Below are 24,526 nucleotides of genomic sequence, written 5' to 3'. Positions count from 1 at the left end.
GTGTGTCGTTCCCTGCCCCAAGGCTCAGGGCGCAGTTGGCGCCCCCGCGCGGCTTCCCGCCCCTTTGCGCGCCGCAAACAGACCGCCAAGGCCGGTAAGCAGCAATATGGCGGCGCCGGGCAAAGGAACTTCGCCTGGCGGCGTTGTCACATCGAGGATGTTGAAAGCGACGGAATTGATCGCCAGCGTGGTCGTCCCGATATTGTCCATGGCGTCATTGGTGAACACGACCTGCACCACGCTGTTGATCAGCATGGCGGTGATGAGACTGTCCGCGCCTGAAAGCAGCGCATTCGGGTCGCTGAAAAGAACATCGCCGCCGGGATTAGGGTTGGTCTGCAGAACGAGATCGAACGAAATCGGCGTGAAACCGGCGAGCATGCCGTCAAAACCGTCATAATCAAGCTCGTTCGAACCAAAGCTAAGGCGGCTTGTCTGCTGTTCCGCAAGGTTTTCCTGCTGCGTGAAGGTCATCACATTCGCCGGCTGACGGGATGGATCGGGCGCATAGGAAAGCCCGCCAAGCGGCGTATTCAGTTCAATTAGTAAGGGTGAAACCTCAAAAGACCCGAAGCTCGGCGACGCGCTGTCATCGGCGACGGCGTCCGTTTCATAAATAACACGGCCGCTAAATGTTCCGCCATCAGGATATGTCAGATTGCCGCCAGCGCCGTCGGTGGACCCGGAAAATGAAATCTCCACCGTCGCCGCGGCGGCCGGCGCCGCTACGATCGCGCCCAAGGCCGCAACCGCCGCAACGGCGCCGCTGCGGATCATCGTTCTTTGCATCCTCAACATTTACGCTCTCCTCAACCACACCACACGAACACGGGAGGGCCGTCGGCATCAGCCTCAAGCCTGATCAGGCTGAAACCTGAAACGCCCGTGTTACTTATGAAAACGCCATTGGCTCGGAGAATGGGTCAAAGTTTTTTTATTTTTTTGGCGGCCACCCAAAACGCCTTATTTCACCCGATTGTCAGGAACTCAGCCCGCATCTTCACGCCTGACAGCCCGGCAAGCGTTATAAATCCTGCGCGGCGCATTCCAGGAGAAATTCCTCAAGATCGCGAAGATTTTGCTTCTGATAATCCGCCGGCGCGTCAACGAGGGAGGCAACACGCTTCATTGCGTGCTCGGCCCGGCCAAACCCCGCACAAGCCGCCGGCCAGTCGCCCTGTTGTTTCGATAAATTCGCAAGAAGATATTCGATCCGATAAAGATGCTCCAGGTAATCCGGGTTTTCCGGTTCACGCGCCGTCTGCGCCTGACGCCTTTTCAGGAGGCGCTCACCCGTCGCCATCGCCGCCTCGACGTCGCCCAATCCGTTCTGGCACTCGCTTTTGACATAAAGAATATAGGACAAGCGCTCATTGAATAAGTCGTTATTCGGCTCATTTGCGAGAATTGACTGTGTCAGCGCTTCCGCCGTGCTGAGATCCTCGACCCCACCCGCCCGCGCATCGTCAATCTGGCATGCCGAATAAGCGCGCTTCAACAAGCCGGAAATATATTGCGCCCGTGTCAGCGGGGCTGCGTCTTCGGCGCTTGCAAGCGACCGCAGTAAATCGACCCCCTTGTCGAAATGCGGCAACGATTCTACCGGAAGGGCGCCAGCATACACCTCTTTGGACGTGCTCGCTTCACCGAGATAAATATAGGCATGCGCAAGGTTGAACAGCGTATCGAAATCATCCGGATGTGTTTCCTGTAGCGTTTCCAGCTTGGCGACGCCGCTTTGGGCCGCTGCAATCGACCCATCATAGTCGCCCAGGAAGCGCAGGCTTTGACTGAGGCTGAGGCTGACGGCGCCGTCAAGGACGCGATCCTCAAGGCGCGCTTCCGGCATTTTCTGGAGCCGTGAAAGCGCGGATTCAGCGGCGGTGAAATTTTCACGCGCCTTCTCGAAATTGCCTTTACTGGTCCATTCCAATGTGCCGAGGGCCCTGTGTATCTTTGCATGCGCGCGCAACGCCTCGGCGCTCGCGTCCGAACCTGTCACGACGAAGTCAATTTGCTCCGCCGCCTTGGTCAAAAGTTCGCTCGCTTCTGCGCGGCGCCCGAGATTGACGCTGCCGGGACTGCCCGCAACCTCGGCAAACCGCTGATACCCGCGCGCAATCTCGATGCGAAGCGCGGCGGGCGCTTCCGGCGCGGCGCCAATGGCGTCGAGATAATCAAGCGATGTCGCCACAATTTTCTCCCGCACCTTCAAAGAACCGTCGAGTTCCGTAACGTCATCATAGATGTCGAACATCATGAAGCCGGCAAGTTCACGCACTTCGTCAAAGCGATGCTGCGCCCGTTCTTCCGCGGCGTTGGCGCGAACATAAAGCGCGGACATAATGACGCTTGACGCAAGCACGGCGATGACGGCAAGACCGCCAATCGCGACGGCGAATTTTCGCCGACCGATAAAACGCGAGAGCGGATAAACCCAGCCTTTTTCAACAGCCGTGACCGCGCGCCCTTCGCGATAAGCCGTGATATCCGCCATGAGCGCATCGACCGTCGGATAACGTTCCTCCGGTTGCGCAGCAGCTGCTTTATGGGCGATAGCCTCAAGGTCGGACCGGCGCGGCGCCGGCAGGCCCTCAATCATGTCGCGCAAAATAACGCCGAGGGAATAAACATCCGTAATTGTCGAGGCGGGCGCGCCTTGCTTGCGTTCGGGCGCCCCATAGCCTTTCGTCATGGTCAGCGCTGACGCAAGCCCATCGTTGTCTTCTTCAAGACTTTGCGCAATGCCGAAATCAATCAGTTTTGCATGTCCGTCTTGCGTAATCAGGATATTAGACGGCGCCAGGTCACGATGAATGACCAGGTTTTTGTGCGCATAGGCCACAGCGGCGCAGACATCGGAAAAGATATCAAGCCGCGCCGCCAAGGACGGCGTCGCCTCCTTTAGATAAATGTGCAAAGGCGCGCCAGACGCATATTCCATGACAAAATAAGGCTCGCCGGCCGGCGTTTCGCCGCCGTCATACATTTGCGCTATATTGGAGTGCTTCAATTGCGCGAGCGTGCGCCGCTCAAATCGCAAACGCTCTAGAAGACGTTCCGATGTAGCGCTTCTAACAACCTTAATCGCAACCGCATGGTCAAAATCGGCTCCCGGCCGCCGCGCGAGATAAACCGCGCCCATGCCCCCACGCCCGATCTCGCGCTCAATCTTGAAGCCGCCGATTTCGTCAGGCATCGCCTCGCTCATCGCATCGGCAAGCCCCCCACCCGTTTTCAGGGAGCGATGACCGTCTGACCCGGCGCGCAACATCGCCATAGCGCGCTGACGCAACAGAGCGTCATCGCCAGCGGCGTCCGCAACAAAGGCTTCGCGGCGATGTTCGTCAACAGATAACGCGGTTTCGACAAGATCAATCGCACGCTTTTCAAGATCGTTGTCAGCCGATGTCATATTCCAGCGCGTCCTTCAGCCACAATCGCGCAGCCTCCCATTTTCTCTTGATTGTTGATGCCGATACTTGTTTTAAAATGGCGATCTCTTCGACCGTAAGCCCGCCGAAATAGCGTAATTCAACAATTTCTGCGCGGTCGGGATCGATCGCAGTCAGCCTGACCAGCGCCCGCTCCAGTGCTTCATAATCAGCGGTGTCGGACAGATTGCCGCCATGTGTGTCCGTAAGCGTGACATGCAAACTGCGCCGCTTCTGGCGATTGCGGCGGCGCGCGCCATCGAGCAAGACCTGACGCATGACGCGCGCCGAGAGCGCCAATAGATGCGTGCGGTCGGCAATCTCAATATCCGACGCATTAAAAATGCGGATGACGGCTTCGTTCACCAGGTCGCTTGTTGCGAGGGACACCGGACCGTTTTGCCGTCTCAGCAGCGTGGAAGCGATCGTCGCAAATTCGCTGTAAAGAATAGAAAACAAGCGGTCTCGCGCGCTGTCATCGCCGTCGCGCCAACGGCGGATAAGACTCGATGGAATATCAGCAACTGTCATGTTTGGGAGAGGTAAAGAAAACCAGCATACTCTGGGAGCTTAGAGCAACGAATTATGGATTTGCAATGACAAGGCCTCAGATCAGTTGCCGATCTACTATTTCTTCCTCCAGGTTCGCCTGAAATAGACGCCTACGCATCTCGTCGACACCCGTCTTGTTGCAGCTAAAGCCCGTTCCCGAACTTAAAGTCCGAGATCGTGAAAGGCATGACGGCCTGAATGCCGTTTTCGAAAACGATCAGTGTGGCGGAAAAAGACGCAGCATCCGTCTGATCAACAAGCCTCTTCCCCCCTTCAGAAAGATAACCCCAAAACTTAATTGAAACCCGCGTTGGCTGATTTGGCGTGAGAATGGACAGCTCGTTGTTGTCAAACATTCTCTTGCAGGAGCTGCCCCCCGGACAGCCCACAATTCCCGCCACATCTTCCTGCCGGTTCATGATCGCTTCTCCGTTTTCAGGCGTAAACGCAATTGATTCATCTTCCCCAAGCAACGCGACGGCAATGGGGTCGGGTCCGGTGTAAGTCACTTCCAAACCAATGCTCACCCAAACGCGCCCTTCAATCGAGTCCGGCGTCAGCGCGGCTGATTTTACGCAAACTGTCATATCGAAATTTTGTTGACAATTTTCACCGCTTCCCGATTGGGCCGCTGCATTGGCGGCGGAAACAAACAAAATAAGGAAAGCGGCGGCGATCTGCACAAATGATTCTCTGACTTTCATGGCGCGTCCTTCGCGTTTGAGTGATTGAGACAATCTGAATGAGGTTCAGGCGCTACTGGCGTCTCGAATTCTGGAAGTTGAATGCCGCTCGAAAAATCAGAATGAACCCGATAAAAGCGTAAATGATGCGCAAATTCGGATCACCGAGGAGGCGCGCTGACAGCGTGAGCGATATCCGGTCGCCTGTAGGAGAATCGGCCGAACTGCCGGAAGCGTCAAAAAGGGCAAGATTGTTTACAGACAATTCGTTTGCCGTCACGGCCGCGCGCACTACCATATCGTTGCTGCCTTCATCAAATGATAAATCAGCATTGCCCCACCAGACAGCGCGCTCCAGTTTGCCATCAACCAGCCGAGCTGCGCCGTCTATGTGCGAAGAGGGCGGCAACGGAAAACCATCCGCAACGTAAAACGCACCAGGTTCGAACGGGCCGAAGTTGAGCGGCAAAAAGAAAAGACGCTCAACAGCGCGCGCATAAACAGTAATCTCCGCACTGCTCATAATCGCGGGCACGAATGAGGGATCGAGGGCGATTTGAGGCTCCTGCCCGATCTCAAGATCGCCATTAAGGGGAAGCCGCAGTGACGATGGAATGCTGCAACCGCTGTTGGTATCGACCGTGATGCGCGCAACCTGGTCCGTTCCTAGCGCAATGACCTCCCCTGCGGCCTCAACGGTGGCAGGAGCCGAAACCACAACCACCAACACGCCGTCCTGATAACGGCGGTAAGTTACGTCCGAGCCCACGCCCGGACTGACATGGGTCGGGTCTTCACTGCACGCCGCTTCCGTTTCCGCCGCCTGGCTTCCGAATATTTCGGTCTGCCCGCCTGTAATGAAAAAAGCAGACTGATCCGGGCTTACGATCTTTTGACGAACGCTCTCCGTGTGCGCCTCAACTGCCAGGACCGTTCTTGGTTCCGGCAAGGAAAGCAGAATAATCAGCGCAACAATTGCGAGCAGTATAAAAGCGAAATTTCCGACAAAGGAAAGAATAGCGCTGATCAACGACCTCATGGCGACACACTCCCCAATTTCGAAAACTGTATATTCACGGCGTCCACACGGGTTGGCCCGCGTTCAGGCACGCGCCGTATAGCAAGCTCAGCTATTCCATCGATGTCCGGCGGAAGACTAAAAAGACATTGCGAATCGAAAGCGCGTGCAGCGGAACCTCGTAATGACGCGCAATCACCCTGTACGGATAAATCATCCCCCATCGTGATTGTTGCGGAAAGCTGAAGCGCGCGTTGCGAATTCAGGCTCACGACAAGCTGTTCGTTGCCCTCCCCTGTTGAAACTGGGGCTAGCGCCGCTTTTCGATTGGTTTCGCAATTCTCACCAAGACTAATCCGTGCAGCGAATTCTTCATGCGTGTAACGGCCGGCTTGATTGGCTAGCGCCCACGCATTCTCTTCGCGAACGCGATAGTAACCCGCAGGCGCGTTCGGTTTGGTCAATTCCCCTGAAGCAAAATAATACCCGTCTTTACTGACAGCGCGGAAACACACCTTTCCAGCATCTTGCGGCAAGAAAACCCCAAGCGTCCTCAAATCAACATTCTGCTGTGCGTCAGTTTGCGATTGAAACTCCAATCCAACAACCAAGCTTCCGCTAACCCTGACGAAATCGGCGAAGGTTTCCTCAATATCGCCATTGAGCGTCGCCAATTGCGCAGCGGCGACGCTTGGCGCCAAAAGGGAAGCGGCGATCACTATTGATTTCAACATCAAAGCTCATCCCTTAATACCGTGAGGTTGCTGATCGCGTCGGGCGGCATTCGGATGTCCACCCATACGCCGCGAACAATTCTGTTTTCGCGCGGCACGCAAACTGTATAATCAAAGCTTCTCATCGTGGACGGATCCGGGCGACAATTGATCAACTCCCATTGGGAATTCGCTCCGGGACGATTTTCCGACACGTAATAGCGGATTTCAGGCCGGCGTCTTCCCAGATACCGTAGCGATATGCCTTTGAAGAGATTATCGCGATCGCCAAGATCGAACTGCACCGAAAAACTCGAGAGCTTTTCAAAATCATGAAGGACAGGCGGGTCACGCTCATCCCCCCTTGCTACCCGGTAAGCCGTCCAGGCTGCGTGGCCACGATCAATTCGTGTCACCAGCCCATATTGGGAAGGCGAAATCACCTTGTTGGGGTCAATGGGCGCGAGCGCGTTATAAACCATTTCCGACGCCGTTTCGGCCGAGACTGCATCAACGCCTTGCGGAGAAACGCCGCGGACAAATCCGACTAGACGCGCGCGCTCCAAAAGGTCCGGATTCGCCGCATTCGGAGCCGTATCGGTAATGCTCCAAACCGGCATGCCGCTATCGGATTGTATGACAGCGCTTTGATTGGCCGGCTCCAGCGTCAGGGTTCCATTCGATACATTGCTGATACGCATGGGAATGAGCTGAAGTCCTCCCGCGCGCGCCGCAATACGGGTTCCAAATACGCGCGCCCGCAAATATCTTGCTTCCAATTCACTATCGGCGACGATCTCCGATAGATCGCGAACATCGCCGCAACGCTGCAGGCTGATGCGCTGGTTAAACATCGGATTTTGGGACTGAACATTTTGATCCGCAAAATCGAGAAGGGCCATGTCAAGACTGTCATCAGCAGCTTTAACAAAGCTTTTGCTGACAAAACCGGTCTGATCCGTAAGGCTGGCCGAAGCGCCGGCGCCGCCAACGACATGTTTGGGCGTTACGCCATAGCAGCTGTTTACCGTCGATCGGAAAAGAAGACCTTGACCATCTCCAACACCTCCCTCCACGTAAACAGGCACTGCTTGCGCATTTACGGCTCCGCTCATGCACCACAAGAATGCAAGCAAAAACACTACACTTCTTATCATGATTTCCCCGGAAGAACGCCCACACCCATCTCCAAATGCAGTTAAGCATTACTGAGCACTCTTTAAAAGGGGCCCACAAGCGTATCCAGCCGGATAAAATACGAAACGGAATCAATATGATCAGGCGCAGCTCAAAAACAAACGCGCCTTCCAGACCCTCAGGAGCTGTGACGTGGCGCATGCGTCATGACGACAGGAAGCGGTCAATCGTTTCGATAAAGGCCTTTGATGCAGGCTCGCGGCCCAGCAGAAGATGATTGTCGCTATCGAGGCCGACAAACTGTGCGTTTGGTATAGCCGCGGCGAGTTCCGTGCCGGTCTTCACCGGAATCCGATGGTCTCCGTTGCTGTGAAGCACCAGCGTCGGAACATTGATCGACGACAAACGCTCGCGCACATCAATATCGGCAAAGGCGTGCAAAAACCGGACAGCATTTTGAGGCGACGTGGTCTGGCGTTGAAACTCGTCGAACCAGGAAAGCTCCGCCGCTGTCGCCGACGGCATGAAGGTGCTTGAGAAAATATGCCTGTAAGCGGGGTCGTCACGGCCCCAGCCCGCTTGTGTCAGCACCATCACGGCCTCACGCTCCTGCGCCTGCTCAGGCGTCGCCGTATGGCGCCATCCGGCGGCGTAACCGCCAAAAAGGATAAGATGCGACACCCGCTCCGGATGGCGCGCTGCATACTCAATCGAAACGGATGCGCCTTGCGAAATTCCCAGCAACGGAAACCGGTCGATGCCGGCCGCATCGACCACCGCTTCAAGATCGGTGACGAAAGTTTCAAAGCTGATCTCCGCGACATTCCAGTCGGAAAGACCGCAGCCGCGCTCGTCATAACGGACAAGAGGACGCTTTTGCGCCAGGGCGCGAAAGAGCGGGCTCCAGATCGGCGCTTCCCAGTCGCGTTCGAGATGCGTCAGCCAGTTTGCGGCTTTCACAAGCGGCGCGGCGTTATTTTCAACGCCGACCCTTGACCAGGCGAGCGATGTGCCATCCGACGCTTTGCAAAAGCGCACGGTCTGTTGCGCTTGCGGTGAATTGGCGCTCTTCGTTTCGAGCGCGGCGCCCGGTTCGCCGTCTTCACGTAGCGATTTTCCTTTGTCATGAGGAATTTGTTCCACCGGCGGCAGGAAGCGATAGCCGCGCCCATGGGCGGTCTCGATAAAACGCGGTTGCCGCGCAGGGTCGTTAATAGCGCGCCGCAGCTCCTTCATCGCGGTCGCCAGGACAGAATCGGAAACGGCAAGCCCGTCCCAGACCTCCTCGATCAATTCGTCCTTGGACCAGAGTTTTTCCGGCCGGGACATAAGCGCGACAAGCAGTTGAAAAGGGCGGTTACTGAGGCGCACGGCCTCACCGTCCAGCCAGACGCGCCCTTGCTCTATATTCAATTCAAGCGGGGGCGCAGAGAGGCGCATGCCTTTGGGGAAACGATCAACCTTGTGATTCACGTCCATCGGCCTTTGGTGAGCGGCGGTGAAATCAGCTCATAAGTCACTCATAAGGACTATACCACAAGCTTTTTGCGGCTGCTCACTCCCAACATTCGTAAGTATTTTGAAGGGGTTACGGAAATTTCATCCGGCCCAAAAAGAAATCATCTCTTTCTCAAGATTTTTGCCCCGGCAGGTTCCATTCCGCAGCCATCGACGCCCCCACAAAGCGAAGAACGAACGGCGATCCCGCAGGTCACTCTGCGGGGAACAGAACCGACCGACAGAGTGGAACGGCGCCAGCAAAGAAAAGGAGAACGAACATGTCTAACTCAGGAGAACAGGCGATCGAAGTCTTCGTATTTTCGATCGCGATCGGCCTCGTCGCAATTTGCGTCGGCCTGATCATCTGACGTTCGGAGACCGCGGCTCAGTCGCACATGAGCGACGCTGCGGTCTCTGACCGTCCAACCACCACTTAAAAAGGAAACAAGACCATGAAACGCATTTCGCTTCGCGCGCCGCTTGCGGCCGCGCTCTCTACGGCCGCCCTGTTCGCAACATGCGCCGCATCGGAAATTAACGCCGTCTCCACTCAGGAAGGCGTCCTTCAATTTACAGCGGTTGAAACCGACCGCGCATCCTGCCGTCCTTATGGACCGCGCTTTTCTGAGAGGATGCAACGCTATCAGCGTTGCCTTGGTCAAAATCGCCGCCTTGAACTGGCGAAAAAAGCGTCCTTCCAGCAAGCGCAAAACCAGTCGAAGTAAGGAACAAGTCATGAGCTTTGCAGAATATATCTGGCTCGACGGCGCCGAACCGGTCAGCGAACTCCGTTCAAAGACCCGCTATGTCGGCGCGTCCAAGCAAGCCCCGGCCTTGTCGGACTTTCCTGAATGGAGCTTCGACGGGTCTTCAACCAACCAGGCGGCCGGATCGGACTCCGATTGCCTGTTGCAGCCGGTCGCTTTCTGTCGCGATCCGATGCGCGGTGAGGGAAATTACCTTGTGCTATGCGAGGTGCTTCGTCCCGACGGCGCGCCGCATGAGACGAACACGCGCGCACGGTTGCGTGACGTCCTTGACGCCGGCGCCCATGCACACGATCCGTGGATCGGTTTCGAACAGGAATATACGCTGTTTCAGGGCGGTCGCCCGCTCGGTTTTCCCGAGTCCGGTTTTCCCGGGCCGCAGGGACCGTATTACTGCTCGGTCGGCGCCGACCGCGCTTTTGGCCGTGCAATCGCAGAGCGTCACGCCGCGCTTTGCGTGGAAGCAGGACTTCTCTTCTACGGCATCAACGCCGAAGTGATGCCGGGCCAGTGGGAGTTTCAGGTCGGTTATCGCGGCATCGACGACGAAGACCCGTCGGCGCTGAACGTCGCTGACCATCTGTGGCTCGCACGCTGGCTCCTCCATCGCATCGCAGAAGACGCTGACATTCGCGTCTCTTTCGACAATAAGCCGATGAAAGGCGACTGGAACGGCGCCGGCATGCATACGAATTTCTCGACCTTGCTCACGCGCTCCGCCAATGGCGGCATCGAGGAAATCGAACGCGCCGTCTCGCGTCTCGCCGAAAACCATGAAGACCACATCGCTCTTTACGGCGACCGTCTCTCCGAACGCCTTACGGGCCTTCACGAGACATGCTCTATCCGCGAGTTCCGGTCCGGCGCGGGTGACCGCGGCGCATCGATCCGGATCCCGCTCGGCGTGGCGCAAAAAGGCAATGGCTATTTTGAAGATCGTCGGCCAGGCGCCAATGCCGATCCCTATCTTGTCGCGGCGCGGTTAGCGGCGACTGTCTGTGACGTCGACGACTCCGGATTGCGCTTCTACCGCGCGGACCGGAAAGAGGCGGCGTAACGCTCGCCCCCTCCCCCCGAGAGAGAGGACGCAGCGGCGGCGACGCCGTTGCGTCCGACCCACCCCATTAAATGAGGACGCCGACCATGAGCCCTGCAGCATTAGATCTTGCACCGAAGAACGCTCCCGCCGCTGAGAAACCGTCCGCCCCGGGGCGGCGAAGCACGCCTCAACAAGAAGGCGCGCAGCATGAATTTCGAAAAGCAGCGCCGACAAATCTGTTCAGCGCGCTCGAAGCCGACAATGATGGCGGGGTATTCGCCGACACTGTAATCGACGCTTTACAGCGGCAAGGCATACAGGATAACGACCCGCGTATCGCGTCATCCCTGCGTGAATTGCGCGCGCAGCCAGGGACGATGACGCAAGCGCGTTGCGCCGATCTGTTCCGCGAGAATTTCACGCTTGTTGAGCGCGCGATCCGCGATGATTTCGTGATCCCGCGCTTCTACGAGTTTCAGGAAGAAATCGGAGAAATCTTCGAATCTTGCACCGGCATTCGCGGCGGCGCCGTCGCCAACTACATACCTCAACTCGCACAGGTCGACCCGGAACAGTTTGCAGTCTCGGTGACGACAGTTGACGGGCAGCGCGCCGCCTTTGGCGACTGCGACACACCCTATTGCGTTCAATCCTCCTGCAAACCCATCAACTACGCCATTGCGCTCGAAGAACGCGGAGAGAAATTCGTTCACCGCCATGTCGGCCGCGAACCAAGCGGCCGCAGCTTCAACGAACTGGCTTTGAACGCGTCCGGATTGCCCCATAACCCCATGATCAACGCCGGCGCCATCATGTCCTGCTCCATGATCAGGCCGAAAGCGCCCCTGGCGGATCGTTTCGTTCATGTGATGGACACCTGGAAACGGCTCGCAGGCGGGAGTTCGCCCGGCTTCAACAATCCTGTTTTTCTTTCCGAAAAAGCCACGGCGGACAGAAATTTCGCGCTTGCGTATTTCATGCAGGAAAAAGGCGCCTTTCCAAAAAGGACCAATCTCCTGGAAACGCTCGATTTCTATTTTCAGGCATGTTCGATTGAAGTCACGGCGCGCAACATGTCGATGATCGCCGCGACGCTGGCGAATGGCGGCGTTTGCCCGGTTACAAACGATCGCGTTTTTTCCAACGACACCGTCAAGAACTGTTTGTCGCTTATGTATTCCTGCGGCATGTACGATTTTTCCGGCGAGTTCGCCTTCACCATCGGATTGCCGGCGAAATCCGGCGTTTCCGGCGCGCTGATGGTTGTCGTGCCGCAAGTCATGGGTTTCGCCATCTGGTCGCCGCGTCTCGATGCGCTGGGAAACAGCGTGCGCGGCGTCGCGTTTTGCCGCGAGCTTGTCAAGCGGTTCAGCCTGCACAATTATGACAGCCTTTTGAATCAGCAGACGAAACGGGACCCGGCGAGAAGAGATGCGCAGCATCGCGGCGATCAGGTCTATCAACTCATCAATGCGGCGAGCCTTGGCGATATCGACGAACTCTCACGGTTGATCGCTCAGGGGGCAGACATCAACGCCGCCGATTATGACGGCCGCTCTCCGTTGCACCTTGCCGCCTCCGAAGGCCGGAAAGACGCGGCCGCCTTTCTTGTCGCAAAGAACGCAAATTGCGCGGCGAAAGACCGCTGGGGCGCCACGCCGCTCGACGATGCCAAACGGCACAACCATGCTGACTTATTTGAGCTTCTTGCCTCGCCGCCTCAAAGCGCGGAGAGAATGCAGTGAACCGGGCGCATGCATTGACCGACACCGAAGACAAACTGTTTCCCGGCCCCTTTGAGAGCGATCAGGAAATCCGCCGGATTGGCCAGGGACTGCTTGATCATTCGCTGCCGAAAGAAGAGTGGGGCCACGCGGCCCATTGCGCGGCTGCAATTTATTTCACGCTCGAACGGCCGGAAATCGAGCTGGGCCGGCGCATGCCGCTCATCATTCGGTCCTATAATGTGGCGACGGGCGTCGAGAACACGCAAGATAGCGGGTATCACGAAACGATTACCCAGTTATACCTGAAAGTCATCAGGCAATTTCTCTGCGTTGTCAGCAACGACATGGCCCTGCACGAAATCGTCAATTTCTTCATGTGCTCGCCATTCTGCAAGCTTGATTACTTACTGCTATTTTATTCCCGCGATCGCTTGTTTTCTAAACAAGCGCGTCGCCAGTTTATTGAACCAGACCTGAGGCCGTTTCCGGCCTAGGCCTCGCGCCCGCTTTTTTGGCGCTGTCTCGCCCCCATATTTACAAGCGGCAATTTCGGAATCCATTCCGTTTTTCAGACGACTTTTTTGAAACGCATTCCGCATTTCACCGGTTTCATATAACGAAACCGGTTCCAGAAAATAAAACACCGCATACTGATGGTCTTTACCATGTTTTCATGCAACTGCGCGATAGTGCCATTCCGTTTGAACAAGAACATAAAAATTTCGGAGCCGGCTCCATGAAATATGTCGACAACATCAAACTCTCTGTCAAAACGCCAGCCCTTATACTGCCTATAGTGCCGGCGACCGCCGTCATGACATATTATCTGGGCCTGCCTCTTGCGGCGCTGATTGGCGCCGCGCTCGCCGGCGCGGCGAGTTTCTTCCTCGTCAGAAGCGTCACGGACCCGCTTCAGACCATCAAGAACGCGATTTCGCGCCTTACTGCGTATGAATTCACCGACACCACCGCAGAAGAAGGCGCCATTCGAGGCGATGAGATCGGCGATGTCGGCAAGGCCGTCAGCGAATTGAACGCAAGCCTCAAAGCGGACCTCGAACAACGCCAGAATGAAGTCTGGTCGGCGAGATTTAAGAGCTCCGCCTTTGAAGGCTCTACAAACGCCATGATGGTGATCGATCGCGACTTCAGAGTGATTTTTGTCAACGACGCCACCAATAAATTACTGACGGACAACATTCACACCTTCCGCGAGATCTGGCCGAATTTCGACCCGGAAAAAATCATCGGTTCATGCATCGATATGTTCCACAAAAAGCCGGAACACCAACGCCAGTTGCTTTCCGACCCGTCTCGCCTGCCTTATAAAACAGACATCACTGTCGGCGAGCTTAAATTCGAACTGGACGTCCGGGCGGTCAAGGATCGCGACGGCGAATATGTCGGAAATGTACTGCAATGGAATGATGTCACCAGCATTCGCACCAATGACGGCATCCTGAAAGCGCTGGACCGCTCACAAGCGGTGATCGAATTCACCCTCGAAGGAAAAATCCTTCACGCGAATAAAAACTTTCTCGATGTCACAGGTTATTCCCTGAACGAAATCATTGGCCGCCATCATTCCATTTTTGTTGACCGCAAGGAAGCCTCCTCGCCGGCTTACAAGGCCTTCTGGGAAAAGCTCGGCAATGGGGAATTCGACACCGGCAAATATAAGCGCGTAACCAAGGCTGGCGAAGATATCTGGATTCAGGCGGCCTACAATCCCATCCTCGACGGCAACGGCAAGCCCTTCAAAGTGGTGAAATTCGCGACAGACATTACCGAATCGGAGATCGCCACCAATGAAAACAGCGCCAAGATCAGCGCAATCAGCCGGTCTCAGGCCGTGATCGAATTCGATCTCGACGGAAATATCACGACGGCGAACGACGCCTTCCTGTCTGTCATGGGCTACAGCCTCAATGAAATTGTCGGCAAGCACCACCGCATGTTTGTCGATGAGGAATTTTCTAAATCGAGCGACTATCACCATCACTGGGAGCGTTTACGCAACGGCGAGTTCGTCGAAGGCAAGTTCAAACGTGTTTCAAAAGACGGTGAAGAAGTCTGGATTCAAGCCTCCTATAATCCCCTCTTCGATCTCGACGGAAAGCCCTACAAGATCGTCAAATATGCGTCCGACGTCACACAAGTCGAATTCGAACGCCGCCGCAATGAAGAAGAGCGTGCAAGAAAAGCTGAGAAAGTCCGGACGGTCATCGACCGTGTCGGCGCCGCTCTGCGCCGTCTTTCCGATGAAGATTACAGCCAGACTATTGATGACGCCTTTCCGGAAGAATTCGAACAGGTCCGGGCCGACATCAACAGGGCGATTGGTAAAATGGCTGAAGCCGAGCGCCAGCGCGAACTTAACGATCAACAGATGGCGAAGGCGCGTGAAGAGCAAAATGAGGTCGTCCAGGCCCTCGCCTCTGCGCTTGAGAGCCTGTCGGAAGGTGATCTGGCGATTGAAATCGAAAAGGCCTTTCCGGAAGAATTCGATCAGCTGCGACTCGATTTCAACAGTGCGATTTCGAAACTCTGCGACGCCATGCGCGGCGTCGTGATCTGTGCGGATGGCATCAAAACCGGCGCAGGCGAAATCACGCAGGCGGCCGATGACTTGTCGCGCAGAACCGAAGGACAGGCCGCGACGCTGGAAGAAACCGCGGCTTCGCTGGAAGAACTGACGGTCGGCGTCAAAGCCGCCGCCGAAGGCGCTGATCGCGCCAATCAGGTTGTCGGCGAGGCGAAGCGCAATGCTGAAGAAAGCGGCGAAGTCGTGCGCCAGGCGGTTAGCGCCATGGCCGAAATTGAGAAGTCATCAGAACAGATCTCGCAGATTATCAGCGTCATCGACGACATCTCGTTCCAGACGAACCTTCTTGCGCTCAACGCCGGAGTTGAGGCGGCGCGGGCCGGCGACGCCGGGCTTGGATTTGCTGTCGTCGCAAAAGAAGTCGGCGCTCTCGCGCAGCGTTCGTCCACCGCCGCAAAAGAGATCAAGGTTCTGATCAAAACGAGCTCGCAGCATGTGGAACATGGCGTCGACCTCGTCGGACAGGCCGGGAAGGCACTCACTGAAATCGTCTCTTCGGTGACGAATATCAATGAACTTGTCTCTGCAATCGCTACATCGTCGAAAGAACAGTCGACCGGCATCGGCGAAATCAACGTCGCGGTAAACCAGCTTGATCAGGTGACGCAGCAAAACGCCGCCATGGTCGAGCAATCAACCGCCGCCAGCCACTCCATGGCGCAGGAAGCCCAGGAGCTTGCAGCGATGGTCGCCGCCTTCAAGACAGACCATGCGATCAGCAGCGTCACGGGCAAGGCTCAACCGTCAAAGAAAAAAGCAGACGACGCCAAGCCGCAGGCGGCCGCAAAGGCGCCCGCCAGCGCTGTCGTCGCCAGTCATCAGACCACAAGCGGCAAGACCGCGAATGGTGCGGACAATTGGGAGGATTTCTGATCCTCTAACAATTGCGGAAGCGGCTGGGTTGAACCGTCGCTTCCGCGGCCGTTACAGAGACGGCTCTTTCAGTACAAAGATTAAGCAATTGATACAATCTAATGACAACGCCCGGTTCAAACGGCATGCCGCGCTGTCATGGACGGGGTCTCCATTTCGGGCGCATCGCTGACCAACGCCCGGGAAGGCGCCAGATCTGCTGGACATTGGATCGCTGCGCACTAGAATCATCGAAAATTTCGAGGATTCCCCATGCCCGCTGACACAGCGCACGCCGCCCCCGACCTCAGTGAAAACACCGTCGAGCTGAACCGACTTTTTGCATTGCAAAAGAACGCGTGGGCTACGGCGCCCTTCCCGTCCTATGATGAGCGCATCGCCAATCTGGATCGCCTCATTCGCCTGACGGAAGCGAATGAAGAAGCCTTCATCACAGCAATCAGCGAAGATTTCGGCAATCGCGCGCGCCAGGAAACCCTGATCGCGGAAATTGTAGTGACGATTTCCGGCGCGCGGCACGCCAAACGCCATCTCAAAAAATGGATGCGCCCGCGCGGCGTGCCGACCCCCGTTCATCTGCTCCCGGGACGCAGCCGCATCGAGCCGCAGCCTTTGGGCGTTGTCGGCATTATCTCCCCCTGGAATTACCCCCTGCAGCTTGCGCTGGCGCCGGCCGCCGCCGCCCTTGCCGCCGGCAACCGGGTTCTGATCAAGCCGAGCGAGCTAACGCCGCGCCTCGCTGAAGCGTTGCGCGCGGCCATCGCCGCCGAATTCGATGAAAGCGTTTGCGCCGTCATCACGGGCGGAGTCGAAACCGGACAAGCCTTCACCGAAACGCCTTTCGATCACCTTCTCTTCACCGGATCGACGGCGATCGGCGTTCGCGTGGCCGAAGCCGCGGCAAAAAACCTGACGCCGGTGACGCTCGAACTGGGCGGCAAGTCGCCCGCAATCATAGACGACAGCGCCGATATCGACGCTGCGGCGCGCTCCATAGCCTATGGAAAAATGCTGAATGCGGGACAAACCTGTGTCGCCCCGGATTATGTGCTCGCGCCAAGAGAGAAACTCGACACGACAGCAGACGCCATCGCCGGCGCCGCACGCGCCATGTTTCCCACCATCGACACCAGCAATGATTACACATCGATCATATCCGATCGGCACTTCGCACGGTTGAAATCGCTCGTCGACGAAGCCCGCGACAAGGGAGCGAAAATCATGGAGGTGGGCTCCTCCAATGCGCTTCATCCCCAGCGGAAACTGCCGCTGACCATGGTGATCGACCCACCGGCCGATATCGGTCTCATGAAAGAAGAGATCTTCGGGCCGATCCTGCCAATTCTGCCGGCGCAGTCGGCGGCAGACGCCATTGACCATATCAATCGCGGCGACCGGCCGCTCGCCCTTTACTGGTATGGCGAAGACAGCGCCGCCCGCGACAAGGTTCTGCAAAACACGGTCTCCGGCGGCGTCACGGTAAATGACGCGCTCTGGCATGTGGCGCAGGAGAACCTGCCCTTTGGCGGCGTTGGCAAGAGCGGCGTCGGCGCCTATCACGGCGAAGCCGGGTTCAACACCTTTTCGCATTTAAAACCGGTCTTCTATCAAAGCCGGTTTTCATCCGGCGCAATGCTACACCCTCCCTATACGGAGAAGACGACGAAAATCCTCTCCCTGTTACGCAAATTCATTTAGGGCGACATGGCGGATACAAAAAACGGGCGCGAGAGCGCAGGCGATTTCGATTATGTAATCGTGGGCGCCGGATCTGCAGGCTGCACCCTTGCGGCGCGCTTGTCGGAAGACCCTTCCGTCACTGTCTGCGTTCTGGAGGCTGGCGGTCCTGACACCAACCCGCTCATCCATGCGCCGATCGGCTTTGCGTTTTTCGGCGACAAGGCGCCCTTGAACTGGCGCTTCGAGACGACGCCGCAGAAACATTTGAATGGGCGAAACGGCCACCAGCCGCGCGGGCGAACGCTGGGCGGATCAAGCTCCATCAACGCAATGATCTATATCCGCGGCTCGCGCGCCGACTACGACCGCTGGGCGGAACATGGCGCCGCAGGCTGGGGCTGGGATGACGTCTTTCCCTATTTCCTCAAAGCCGAAGACAATGAACGCGGCTCCGACGCTCATCACAGCATTGGCGGACCTTTAGGCGTTTCCGATTTACGCTACAAAAATCCGCTTTCCGATGTTTTCCTTGAAGCCGCTTCAGAACTGCAATTGCCCCCGAACGCCGATTTCAATGGCGAGCGCCAGGAAGGCATGGGCTATTATCAGGTGACGCAGCGGGGCGGCCAGCGCTGTTCCGCCGCGCGCGCCTATCTCCACCCGGCGATGGAACGGCCAAATGTCACGGTTATCACGGACGCCCATACTGAAAGGGTCGTCTTTGACGGAAAGCGCGCGCGCGGCGTTCATTTTTTGCATCATGGCGCGCCGAAAACTGCAAACGCCAAACGCGAAGTCATTCTTTCCGCCGGGACGTTTCAGTCGCCGCAAATTTTACAACTATCAGGCGTCGGCCCCGGGGCGCATTTGCGCGAGCATAGCGTTGAGGTAATCGCTGATCGCAGCCAAGTCGGCGAAAATTTGCAGGACCATCTCGACTGGGCGGCGCTCTACAAGGCGAAATCATCCGACTCGATCGGCATGCATCTCGGCATGGCGATGCGCGCCCTGCCCGCCCTTAATGCTTACAAGAAGCGCCGAGACGGACTTTTCACCAGCAATATCGCCGAGTGCGGCGGGTTTTTGAAAACGGATCCGTCAGAGGCGGAAACGGACGTGCAATTGCATTTCCTGCCCGCCATCGTCGACGATCACGGACGCAAGAAACATCTGGGCGGCGGGGTTTCCTGTCATGTCTGCGTCTTGCGCCCGAAATCGCGCGGAACGGTGCGTCTAGCCTCCGCCGACCCACAAGCGCCGCCCGCCATCGATCCGAACTTCCTATCCGATGAAGACGATCTGAAGCGCCTCAAGAAAGGCGCGCGCATGGTCGAGCGCATATTCGACGCGCCGGCGATGAAAGCGATCCGCGGGAAAAGATTGTATCTGGATGAACCGGCTGATGACGCCGCGCTTGAAGCCGATATCCGCAACCGCTCCGACACGATCTATCATCCGGTCGGCACATGCCGCATGGGATCGGACGCCGACGCCGTCGTCGATCCGCAATGCCGGGTCAACGGCGTCGACGGGCTTCGCGTGATCGACGCTTCCATCATGCCGTTGCTCATTTCAGGCAACACCAACGCCCCGACCATCATGATCGCGGAAAAAGCAGCGGATATGATTAAGGGGAGCTAGCCTGTTCTTCGGATACAGGCGGCTCAATCATCGCCGGTTTCACCGGCGCGGCATCCGACAAGGTCTTCGACAGCGCCACGCGTTCTTCCGGCGCGCGGTTTTCATCGCCCAGCTTCATGGCTTTTTCGAGCACAAACCCGAGCCCCTTGCGGTTGGCGATCTGAATTGAAATGCCGGGACGCGCATTGAGTTCAAGAAGGAGCGGCCCCTTCTCCCGGTCGAGCACGACGTCGACGCCGAGATAACCGAGCCCCGTCACCTCATAGCACTTGGCCGCCATCATCAGGATGTCGTCCCAATAAGGCGTCTGGATATCTTCAAGCGGATGCGCCGTGTCAGGGTGAATGTCGATAAACTGGTCATGCTGCATGGCGCGCATGGTCCGCCCCGTGGCGAGATCGATGCCGCAACCGACGCCGCCCTTGTGCAAATTCGCCTTGCCGTCGGATTCGGCGGTCGGCAAGCGCAACATCCCGAACACGGGGATGCCTTTCACGACAATCACGCGAATATCCGGCACGCCGCGATAGGAAACCTTGCCGAACACGTCATCGAACTTTACGCGATACTCGATCAGCGCCTTGTCCGGCTGGCCGCCAAGGGAATACATGCCGGACAGCATGTTGTTGATCTGGAATTTTATGGTGTCGAGGTCGATGCGCCGCCCGGACGACAAGCGCCACCCGCCTTTCAAGGGGCCGTCGACGACGATGATGCCTTTGCCTTGCGACCCTTGCGCCGGCTTGATGACGAACCCATCGGGATGATCGATGAACTCCGTCAGCCGTTTCATGTCGCGCGCATCCTTGATCACGCCGTAAAGCTCGGGCGTCGGGATGCCTGCAGGCGCAGCAAGCTGTTTGGTCAGAAACTTGTCGTCAACACGCACCAGAAATTTGCGCGGATTGAGCGCGTTCACATATTTCACGTTGCGCTCATTGATGCCGATAACGCCGTTGGCCCGTAACGCTTTAAACGTGTTCAGCATGGCCTACCCCGCCAACGCCTTGAACCGCCAGAGTTCGGAGAGGCGAAGCCCCGTATAGCGGCCCATCAAAACGCAAAGCCCCATGAGGACCAGCAACAGCTCCGGGAAGCGGTACATCAGATACTCAACCTGGCCGTTGGTCATGGCGAGATAGGTGATCGCCGCAACCGCCAGCGACCCGATGCCCTGTTTGATCGCCTCCGAAGCGGAGTTTTCCTCCCAGACGATGGACATCCGCTCGATCGTCATGGTCAGGATCACCATGGGGAAGAGCGAAATGGAAAGACCCATGGCCTGGTTGGTCTCCGCCATCAGGACCGCGAAGCCCGCCATCAGCATGACAATAAAGATCAGCACCACCGCCAGTCTCGGCACAAGGAGCAATTGCAATCGTTCAAGATAAAATCTGAGCGCGAGCCCCAAGGCGATCAGCAGCGAGAACAACAGAACGCCATTCAATAGCGCCGTTTCGCGAAAAGCGATGCCGATCAGCACGGGCATGAAGGTGCCGAGCGTTTTAAAGCCGATAAACTGCCGCATGAAGACGAGCATCGTAATGCCCACCGGAATTGTAATCAGCACCTGATAGACGAGCTGCGTTGTTAGCGGCAGGCCGGAAAAACCGACCGTCCGCGCCATCGCGCCCAACGGCCCCGGCGCATTCTCCGCGATGGCCGAGGCGGATGTTTCAAGCGCGCGCAGCGCAATCTGCGCATCAAGATTTTCTACGCCATCCGCCTGAACCATCGGTCTCGTTCCATACCAGATGGTGAAGAACCGCGCCGGATCGCCGTCCGGGAAATAACGGAAATCATCGCCGTCAACATGATATTCAAGCCAGCGATGGGTTTCGACGCGACGGCGCGCCTCCGCAAGATAAACCCCGCCGGCGATACGCGCGGGAACGCCCTGCGAGCGCAGCAGCTGGCGCACAAGCTCAAGACGTCCGGCGTCGCCGGTCGTCTCATCCAGAAGCGCTGAGATTTCGTCCGCATATTGCTCGCTGCCCGTGCGCTCGCCAAAGGTTTCGGCGATGGCGAGGTCGGCGAAGGAGCGATCGTCGGCGGAACGTTGTCTGAGATTGCCGGACCAGACGATAAAAGCCTGACGTTTGACGGGATCGGCCTCGAACGGAACCGGCCCCGGCCCTGATTCCCGGAACGACAGCGGCAGCGGCGTCGACTTTGTTTCACCGAGGGTCTGCGCCGCATAGCGCAAAACCTTGCGGTTCGCCGGGTAACGATAGGTCCAGACCGCCTTGCGGTTTCGCGTCTCCGGTTCGCCGACAAGCGACAGGCCGAAAGAACCGTTGTAAAATTCCTCCTGCGGGAAAGCCCGCTCCACATCGGTCGTCGGAATATAAGCTTCGATGCGCGCCGGCTGGTTGCGGCCGTCAAATTCCAGAAACAGTTCGAAATCCCAAAGCGTCGCGCGCGCGCCCGGCTCCAGCGGATAATGGAGCACCGCCGCCTTGATGAAAAATATGGAAAACCCGGCGGCGATCAGGGCAAGGCCCAAAACCACTGCATGGCGCAGCTTAATCTTCATTCACTGGTTCGCATTCTTCTTCGGCCATAAAAGTGCGGCTCGCATCCACCAGAACCCGATTGGCGAGAAACTCGCGGCCGATCAGAATCTCATATTCAAAATCGCCCCGGTCCGCCAGATTGATTTCAGCGCGCCCCCACTTGCCGCCGACGCAAAGCGGCAGGTGGATAACCGGGCGGCGGATCAATCCACCTGTCTTGGTCTTGATCGCGGCGAAGCGGATGACGTTCTGGTCATAGCGGATGGCGCGGCCGTCCTTGCCGATCAGGCGGAAGCGGACCCAATTGTCCCGCTCGCCGCGCTTATAGACCTTGACGTTATAAGCATGGACGGAACTGGTGTCCGCGCCTGTGTCCAGCTTGCCCTTCATGGAAAGCGCCAGATTCCCGAGCGCTACATTTTCAATATAACCGAAGGTGACGGGCTCGCCGCGCGCCTCGCCCTCATCATCGGCGAGGGCGTGCGCGGACTGCGCGGCCAGTCCGGCAAACAAGGATAAAAACAGGGGCAGGCGAAGTCGTCTCATCAATCGTCTCCGGCGGCTTTTCTGGCTGAGGGGCTGGCCGGGCGACCAGTCCCTTGGGACCGCGTGGGGATAGCAAAGCCGTTTATAAAGTAAACGGCGCCCCCGTGTACAACGGGCCATATGCGTCTTAACTAACGGAAAGCTGGTCAGGTTCCCTCGGTAACCCTTTAGCGGCCAGAATTTTGCTATATTTCAGCCGATAACCCCTGAAATAGACGGCGATAAGCTGTTTGGGCGGCGAATCTCACGAGGTCGAAGCGAAATGTGTGGCATTATTGGCGTTCTGGGCTCCAGCGAAGCGGCTCCCCGGATCATGGCTGGCCTGAAACGGCTCGAATATCGGGGCTATGATTCGGCCGGCGTCGCGACGGTTAACGGCGGCAGGCTCGACCGCCGTCGGGCGCCGGGCAAGCTCGGCAATCTCGACGCCGTGCTTGCCGACAATCCCCTGCCCGGCGCAGCCGGCATCGGCCACACCCGCTGGGCGACCCATGGCGTGCCGAACGAAACCAACGCTCATCCCCATTCAACCGGGCGCTGCGCTGTCGTTCATAACGGCATTATCGAAAACTTCGCCGAGCTCCGCCGGGAGCTGGAAGACAAGGGCGTCGTCTTCGAATCGGAAACCGACGCCGAAGTCTGCCCGCAGCTCATCACCCATTATCTTGAAACAGAAAACATGACGCCGGCTGAGGCGTTCAAAAAAGCCATCGACCGGATGCGCGGCGCCTTTGCGTTCGCGGCGATCTTTTCCGGCGAAGATGACCTCATGATCTGCGGCCGCAAGGGCAGTCCGCTCGCCATCGGCCGCGGCGACGGCGAAATGTTCCTCGGCTCGGACGCTTATGCGCTGGCGCCGTTTACGAACCACGTCACCTATCTTGAGGAAGGCGACTGGGCCGTCATCACCCGCGACACAATCGATGTCCGCGATGAGAGCGGCGCAAAGGTAAAACGCGCTGAAAAAATTTCCGCCGCCAGCCAGGGTCTCGTCGACAAGGACGGGCACCGCCATTTCATGGCGAAGGAAATTCACGAACAGCCTGAAGTCATCGCGCACACCATTTCGCGCTATGTGGACCCCGTGGCGAAAACCATTCGCCTGCCCGAAGGCTCCTTTGATTTCGCCAGGCTCGACCGGCTGACGATTTCCGCCTGCGGCACAGCCTATTACGCCGGTCTCGTCGCAAAATACTGGTTTGAAAAATGGGCGCGCCTGCCGATCGAAATCGATGTCGCCTCTGAACTGCGTTATCGCGACGTTCCATGGACGCCGAATGGCGGCGCGCTCTTTATCTCCCAGTCAGGCGAGACCGCCGACACGCTGGCGGCCTTGCGCGAAGCGCGCGCCAACGGCCAGCAAATCGCCACGGTCGTCAATGTACCGGAAAGCTCCATCGCCCGGGAAGCGGACACCATTTTCCCCATGGCGGCGGGGCCTGAAATCGGCGTCGCCTCCACCAAGGCTTTTACGTGCCAGCTTGTGTCGCTCGCCTGCATCGCCATCGCGGCAGGACGCGCGCGCAATGTTCTGTCGCCGCAAGAAGAACAGGAGCTCGTCTCCGGCTTGCTTGAATTGCCGCGCCTTGTCACCGAAGCGTTGAAGCAAAGCGATCATATCGAGACGATCGCCCGCGATATCGCAAAAGCCACCGGCGTTTTTTATATCGGCCGCGGCGTTTCCTATCCCATGGCGCTCGAAGGCGCGCTGAAGCTCAAGGAAATTTCCTACATTCACGCCGAAGGCTATGCGTCGGGCGAATTGAAACACGGGCCGATCGCACTGATCGATGAAAACCTTCCCATCGCCGTCATCGCGCCCATGGACGCGCATTTCGAAAAGACGGTTTCGAACATGCAGGAAGTGATGGCGCGCGACGGCAAGGCGCTTTTAATTTCCTGTAAGGACGGCATCGCGAAAGCCGGCGCCAAAGCCTGGGCGAGTATTGAAACGCCGAAAACGCACCCGATGCTTTCGCCGATCGTTTATGCTGTTCCGGTGCAACTCCTCGCCTATTTCACGGCGACGACCAAAGGCACTGATGTGGATCAGCCGCGCAACCTCGCCAAGTCGGTGACGGTTGAGTAATTCGCC

19 protein-coding genes are annotated in these 24,526 nt (G+C 57.5%); 8 read left to right on the top strand and 11 right to left on the bottom strand.

The genetic code is table 11. The features are described 5' to 3' along the window. Nucleotides 1-24: 24 nt before the first annotated feature. From ACFC5L_RS08405 to ACFC5L_RS08370, 8 genes are all read right to left on the bottom strand, one after another. Nucleotides 25-798 (bottom strand): hypothetical protein, encoded by a 774-nt coding sequence (locus ACFC5L_RS08405; RefSeq protein ID WP_375204197.1) that lies wholly within the window; start codon nucleotides 796-798, stop codon nucleotides 25-27. A 226-nt stretch (nucleotides 799-1,024) separates the two neighbouring features. Then, nucleotides 1,025-3,415 carry a serine/threonine protein kinase gene (locus ACFC5L_RS08400; protein WP_375204198.1) on the bottom strand — a complete coding sequence of 797 codons (2,391 nt, stop codon included), beginning with the start codon at nucleotides 3,413-3,415 and terminating at the stop codon, nucleotides 1,025-1,027. Further along, complete coding sequence (locus ACFC5L_RS08395; protein WP_375204199.1) at nucleotides 3,402-3,965, bottom strand: ECF-type sigma factor; 564 nt, start codon at nucleotides 3,963-3,965, stop codon at nucleotides 3,402-3,404. The genes ACFC5L_RS08400 and ACFC5L_RS08395 overlap by 14 nt, the downstream gene beginning before the upstream one ends. A 164-nt stretch (nucleotides 3,966-4,129) precedes the next feature. Next, nucleotides 4,130-4,690, bottom strand: a complete 561-nt coding sequence (locus tag ACFC5L_RS08390) for a hypothetical protein (RefSeq protein ID WP_375204200.1) — start codon at nucleotides 4,688-4,690, stop codon at nucleotides 4,130-4,132. Between the two features lie 52 nt (nucleotides 4,691-4,742). Continuing rightward, entirely contained in the window at nucleotides 4,743-5,699 is a 957-nt protein-coding gene (locus ACFC5L_RS08385; protein ID WP_375204201.1) for a hypothetical protein, read from the bottom strand. Between the two features lie 5 nt (nucleotides 5,700-5,704). Beyond that, nucleotides 5,705-6,421, bottom strand: a complete 717-nt coding sequence (locus ACFC5L_RS08380; RefSeq protein ID WP_375204202.1) for a hypothetical protein — start codon at nucleotides 6,419-6,421, stop codon at nucleotides 5,705-5,707. Next, a complete protein-coding gene (locus tag ACFC5L_RS08375) occupies nucleotides 6,421-7,488 on the bottom strand; it encodes a hypothetical protein (protein ID WP_375204203.1) in 1,068 nt (355 codons plus the stop codon). Before ACFC5L_RS08375 ends, ACFC5L_RS08380 begins: the two co-directional genes overlap by 1 nt. Before the next feature lie 253 nt (nucleotides 7,489-7,741). Next, nucleotides 7,742-9,010, bottom strand: coding sequence for an alpha/beta fold hydrolase (locus tag ACFC5L_RS08370; RefSeq protein ID WP_375204204.1), 1,269 nt, complete (start codon nucleotides 9,008-9,010; stop codon nucleotides 7,742-7,744). A 479-nt stretch (nucleotides 9,011-9,489) separates the two neighbouring features. Between ACFC5L_RS08370 and ACFC5L_RS08365 the strand changes: the two genes are divergently transcribed. From ACFC5L_RS08365 to ACFC5L_RS08335, 7 genes are all read left to right on the top strand, one after another. Then, nucleotides 9,490-9,762 carry a hypothetical protein gene (locus ACFC5L_RS08365; protein WP_375204205.1) on the top strand — a complete coding sequence of 91 codons (273 nt, stop codon included), beginning with the start codon at nucleotides 9,490-9,492 and terminating at the stop codon, nucleotides 9,760-9,762. Between the two features lie 10 nt (nucleotides 9,763-9,772). Continuing rightward, nucleotides 9,773-10,861, top strand: a complete 1,089-nt coding sequence (locus ACFC5L_RS08360; RefSeq protein WP_375204206.1) for a glutamine synthetase beta-grasp domain-containing protein — start codon at nucleotides 9,773-9,775, stop codon at nucleotides 10,859-10,861. Between the two features lie 86 nt (nucleotides 10,862-10,947). Then, the gene (gene glsA, locus ACFC5L_RS08355) at nucleotides 10,948-12,588 is read left to right on the top strand and encodes a glutaminase A (RefSeq protein WP_375204207.1); all 1,641 of its coding nucleotides are present in this window, start codon (nucleotides 10,948-10,950) and stop codon (nucleotides 12,586-12,588) included. A gap of 14 nt (nucleotides 12,589-12,602) precedes the next feature. Further along, nucleotides 12,603-13,064, top strand: a complete 462-nt coding sequence (locus ACFC5L_RS08350) for a hypothetical protein (protein ID WP_375204208.1) — start codon at nucleotides 12,603-12,605, stop codon at nucleotides 13,062-13,064. 242 nt (nucleotides 13,065-13,306) lie between these two features. Next, on the top strand, nucleotides 13,307-16,048 hold the full coding sequence (locus tag ACFC5L_RS08345; RefSeq protein ID WP_375204209.1) for a methyl-accepting chemotaxis protein: 2,742 nt from the start codon (nucleotides 13,307-13,309) through the stop codon (nucleotides 16,046-16,048). A 252-nt stretch (nucleotides 16,049-16,300) separates the two neighbouring features. After that, nucleotides 16,301-17,746 carry a coniferyl aldehyde dehydrogenase gene (locus tag ACFC5L_RS08340; protein ID WP_375204210.1) on the top strand — a complete coding sequence of 482 codons (1,446 nt, stop codon included), beginning with the start codon at nucleotides 16,301-16,303 and terminating at the stop codon, nucleotides 17,744-17,746. A gap of 6 nt (nucleotides 17,747-17,752) precedes the next feature. Then, nucleotides 17,753-19,369, top strand: coding sequence for a GMC family oxidoreductase (locus ACFC5L_RS08335; protein WP_375204211.1), 1,617 nt, complete (start codon nucleotides 17,753-17,755; stop codon nucleotides 19,367-19,369). Here the strand turns inward: ACFC5L_RS08335 and ACFC5L_RS08330 are convergent. Genes ACFC5L_RS08330 through ACFC5L_RS08320 form a run of 3 tightly spaced genes read right to left on the bottom strand, consistent with a single transcriptional unit; the run spans nucleotide 19,356 to nucleotide 22,431 of the window. After that, a complete protein-coding gene (locus ACFC5L_RS08330; RefSeq protein ID WP_375204212.1) occupies nucleotides 19,356-20,357 on the bottom strand; it encodes an alpha-L-glutamate ligase-like protein in 1,002 nt (333 codons plus the stop codon). The genes ACFC5L_RS08335 and ACFC5L_RS08330 overlap by 14 nt on opposite strands. A 3-nt stretch (nucleotides 20,358-20,360) precedes the next feature. Beyond that, nucleotides 20,361-21,905: a UUP1 family membrane protein gene (locus ACFC5L_RS08325; protein ID WP_375204213.1), complete on the bottom strand. Its 1,545-nt coding sequence runs from the start codon at nucleotides 21,903-21,905 to the stop codon at nucleotides 20,361-20,363. After that, nucleotides 21,895-22,431 carry an ATP-dependent zinc protease family protein gene (locus ACFC5L_RS08320; RefSeq protein WP_375204214.1) on the bottom strand — a complete coding sequence of 179 codons (537 nt, stop codon included), beginning with the start codon at nucleotides 22,429-22,431 and terminating at the stop codon, nucleotides 21,895-21,897. Before ACFC5L_RS08320 ends, ACFC5L_RS08325 begins: the two co-directional genes overlap by 11 nt. A 262-nt stretch (nucleotides 22,432-22,693) precedes the next feature. Between ACFC5L_RS08320 and glmS the strand changes: the two genes are divergently transcribed. Beyond that, nucleotides 22,694-24,520: a glutamine--fructose-6-phosphate transaminase (isomerizing) gene (glmS, locus tag ACFC5L_RS08315; protein ID WP_375204215.1), complete on the top strand. Its 1,827-nt coding sequence runs from the start codon at nucleotides 22,694-22,696 to the stop codon at nucleotides 24,518-24,520. The last annotated feature ends 6 nt before the right edge of the window (nucleotides 24,521-24,526 follow it).

The sequence above is a fragment of the Hyphococcus sp. genome, from assembly GCF_041986965.1.
Lineage (GTDB): Bacteria > Pseudomonadota > Alphaproteobacteria > Caulobacterales > Parvularculaceae > Hyphococcus.
The sequence above is the reverse complement of the archived record's forward strand: the minus strand, read 5'-3'. Positions and strand labels throughout refer to the sequence as shown.

Bases quoted from the DNA above. Each gene is read 5' to 3' on its own strand.
- ACFC5L_RS08405 (WP_375204197.1), bottom strand. From the start codon at position 798: ATGTTGAGGATGCAAAGAACGATGATCCGCAGCGGCGCCGTTGCGGCG.
- ACFC5L_RS08400 (WP_375204198.1), bottom strand. From the start codon at position 3,415: ATGACATCGGCTGACAACGATCTTGAAAAGCGTGCGATTGATCTTGTC.
- ACFC5L_RS08395 (WP_375204199.1), bottom strand. From the start codon at position 3,965: ATGACAGTTGCTGATATTCCATCGAGTCTTATCCGCCGTTGGCGCGAC.
- ACFC5L_RS08390 (WP_375204200.1), bottom strand. From the start codon at position 4,690: ATGAAAGTCAGAGAATCATTTGTGCAGATCGCCGCCGCTTTCCTTATT.
- ACFC5L_RS08380 (WP_375204202.1), bottom strand. From the start codon at position 6,421: ATGTTGAAATCAATAGTGATCGCCGCTTCCCTTTTGGCGCCAAGCGTC.
- ACFC5L_RS08365 (WP_375204205.1), top strand. From the start codon at position 9,490: ATGAAACGCATTTCGCTTCGCGCGCCGCTTGCGGCCGCGCTCTCTACG.
- ACFC5L_RS08360 (WP_375204206.1), top strand. From the start codon at position 9,773: ATGAGCTTTGCAGAATATATCTGGCTCGACGGCGCCGAACCGGTCAGC.
- glsA (WP_375204207.1), top strand. From the start codon at position 10,948: ATGAGCCCTGCAGCATTAGATCTTGCACCGAAGAACGCTCCCGCCGCT.
- ACFC5L_RS08345 (WP_375204209.1), top strand. From the start codon at position 13,307: ATGAAATATGTCGACAACATCAAACTCTCTGTCAAAACGCCAGCCCTT.
- ACFC5L_RS08340 (WP_375204210.1), top strand. From the start codon at position 16,301: ATGCCCGCTGACACAGCGCACGCCGCCCCCGACCTCAGTGAAAACACC.
- ACFC5L_RS08335 (WP_375204211.1), top strand. From the start codon at position 17,753: ATGGCGGATACAAAAAACGGGCGCGAGAGCGCAGGCGATTTCGATTAT.
- ACFC5L_RS08330 (WP_375204212.1), bottom strand. From the start codon at position 20,357: ATGCTGAACACGTTTAAAGCGTTACGGGCCAACGGCGTTATCGGCATC.
- ACFC5L_RS08325 (WP_375204213.1), bottom strand. From the start codon at position 21,905: ATGAAGATTAAGCTGCGCCATGCAGTGGTTTTGGGCCTTGCCCTGATC.
- ACFC5L_RS08320 (WP_375204214.1), bottom strand. From the start codon at position 22,431: ATGAGACGACTTCGCCTGCCCCTGTTTTTATCCTTGTTTGCCGGACTG.
- glmS (WP_375204215.1), top strand. From the start codon at position 22,694: ATGTGTGGCATTATTGGCGTTCTGGGCTCCAGCGAAGCGGCTCCCCGG.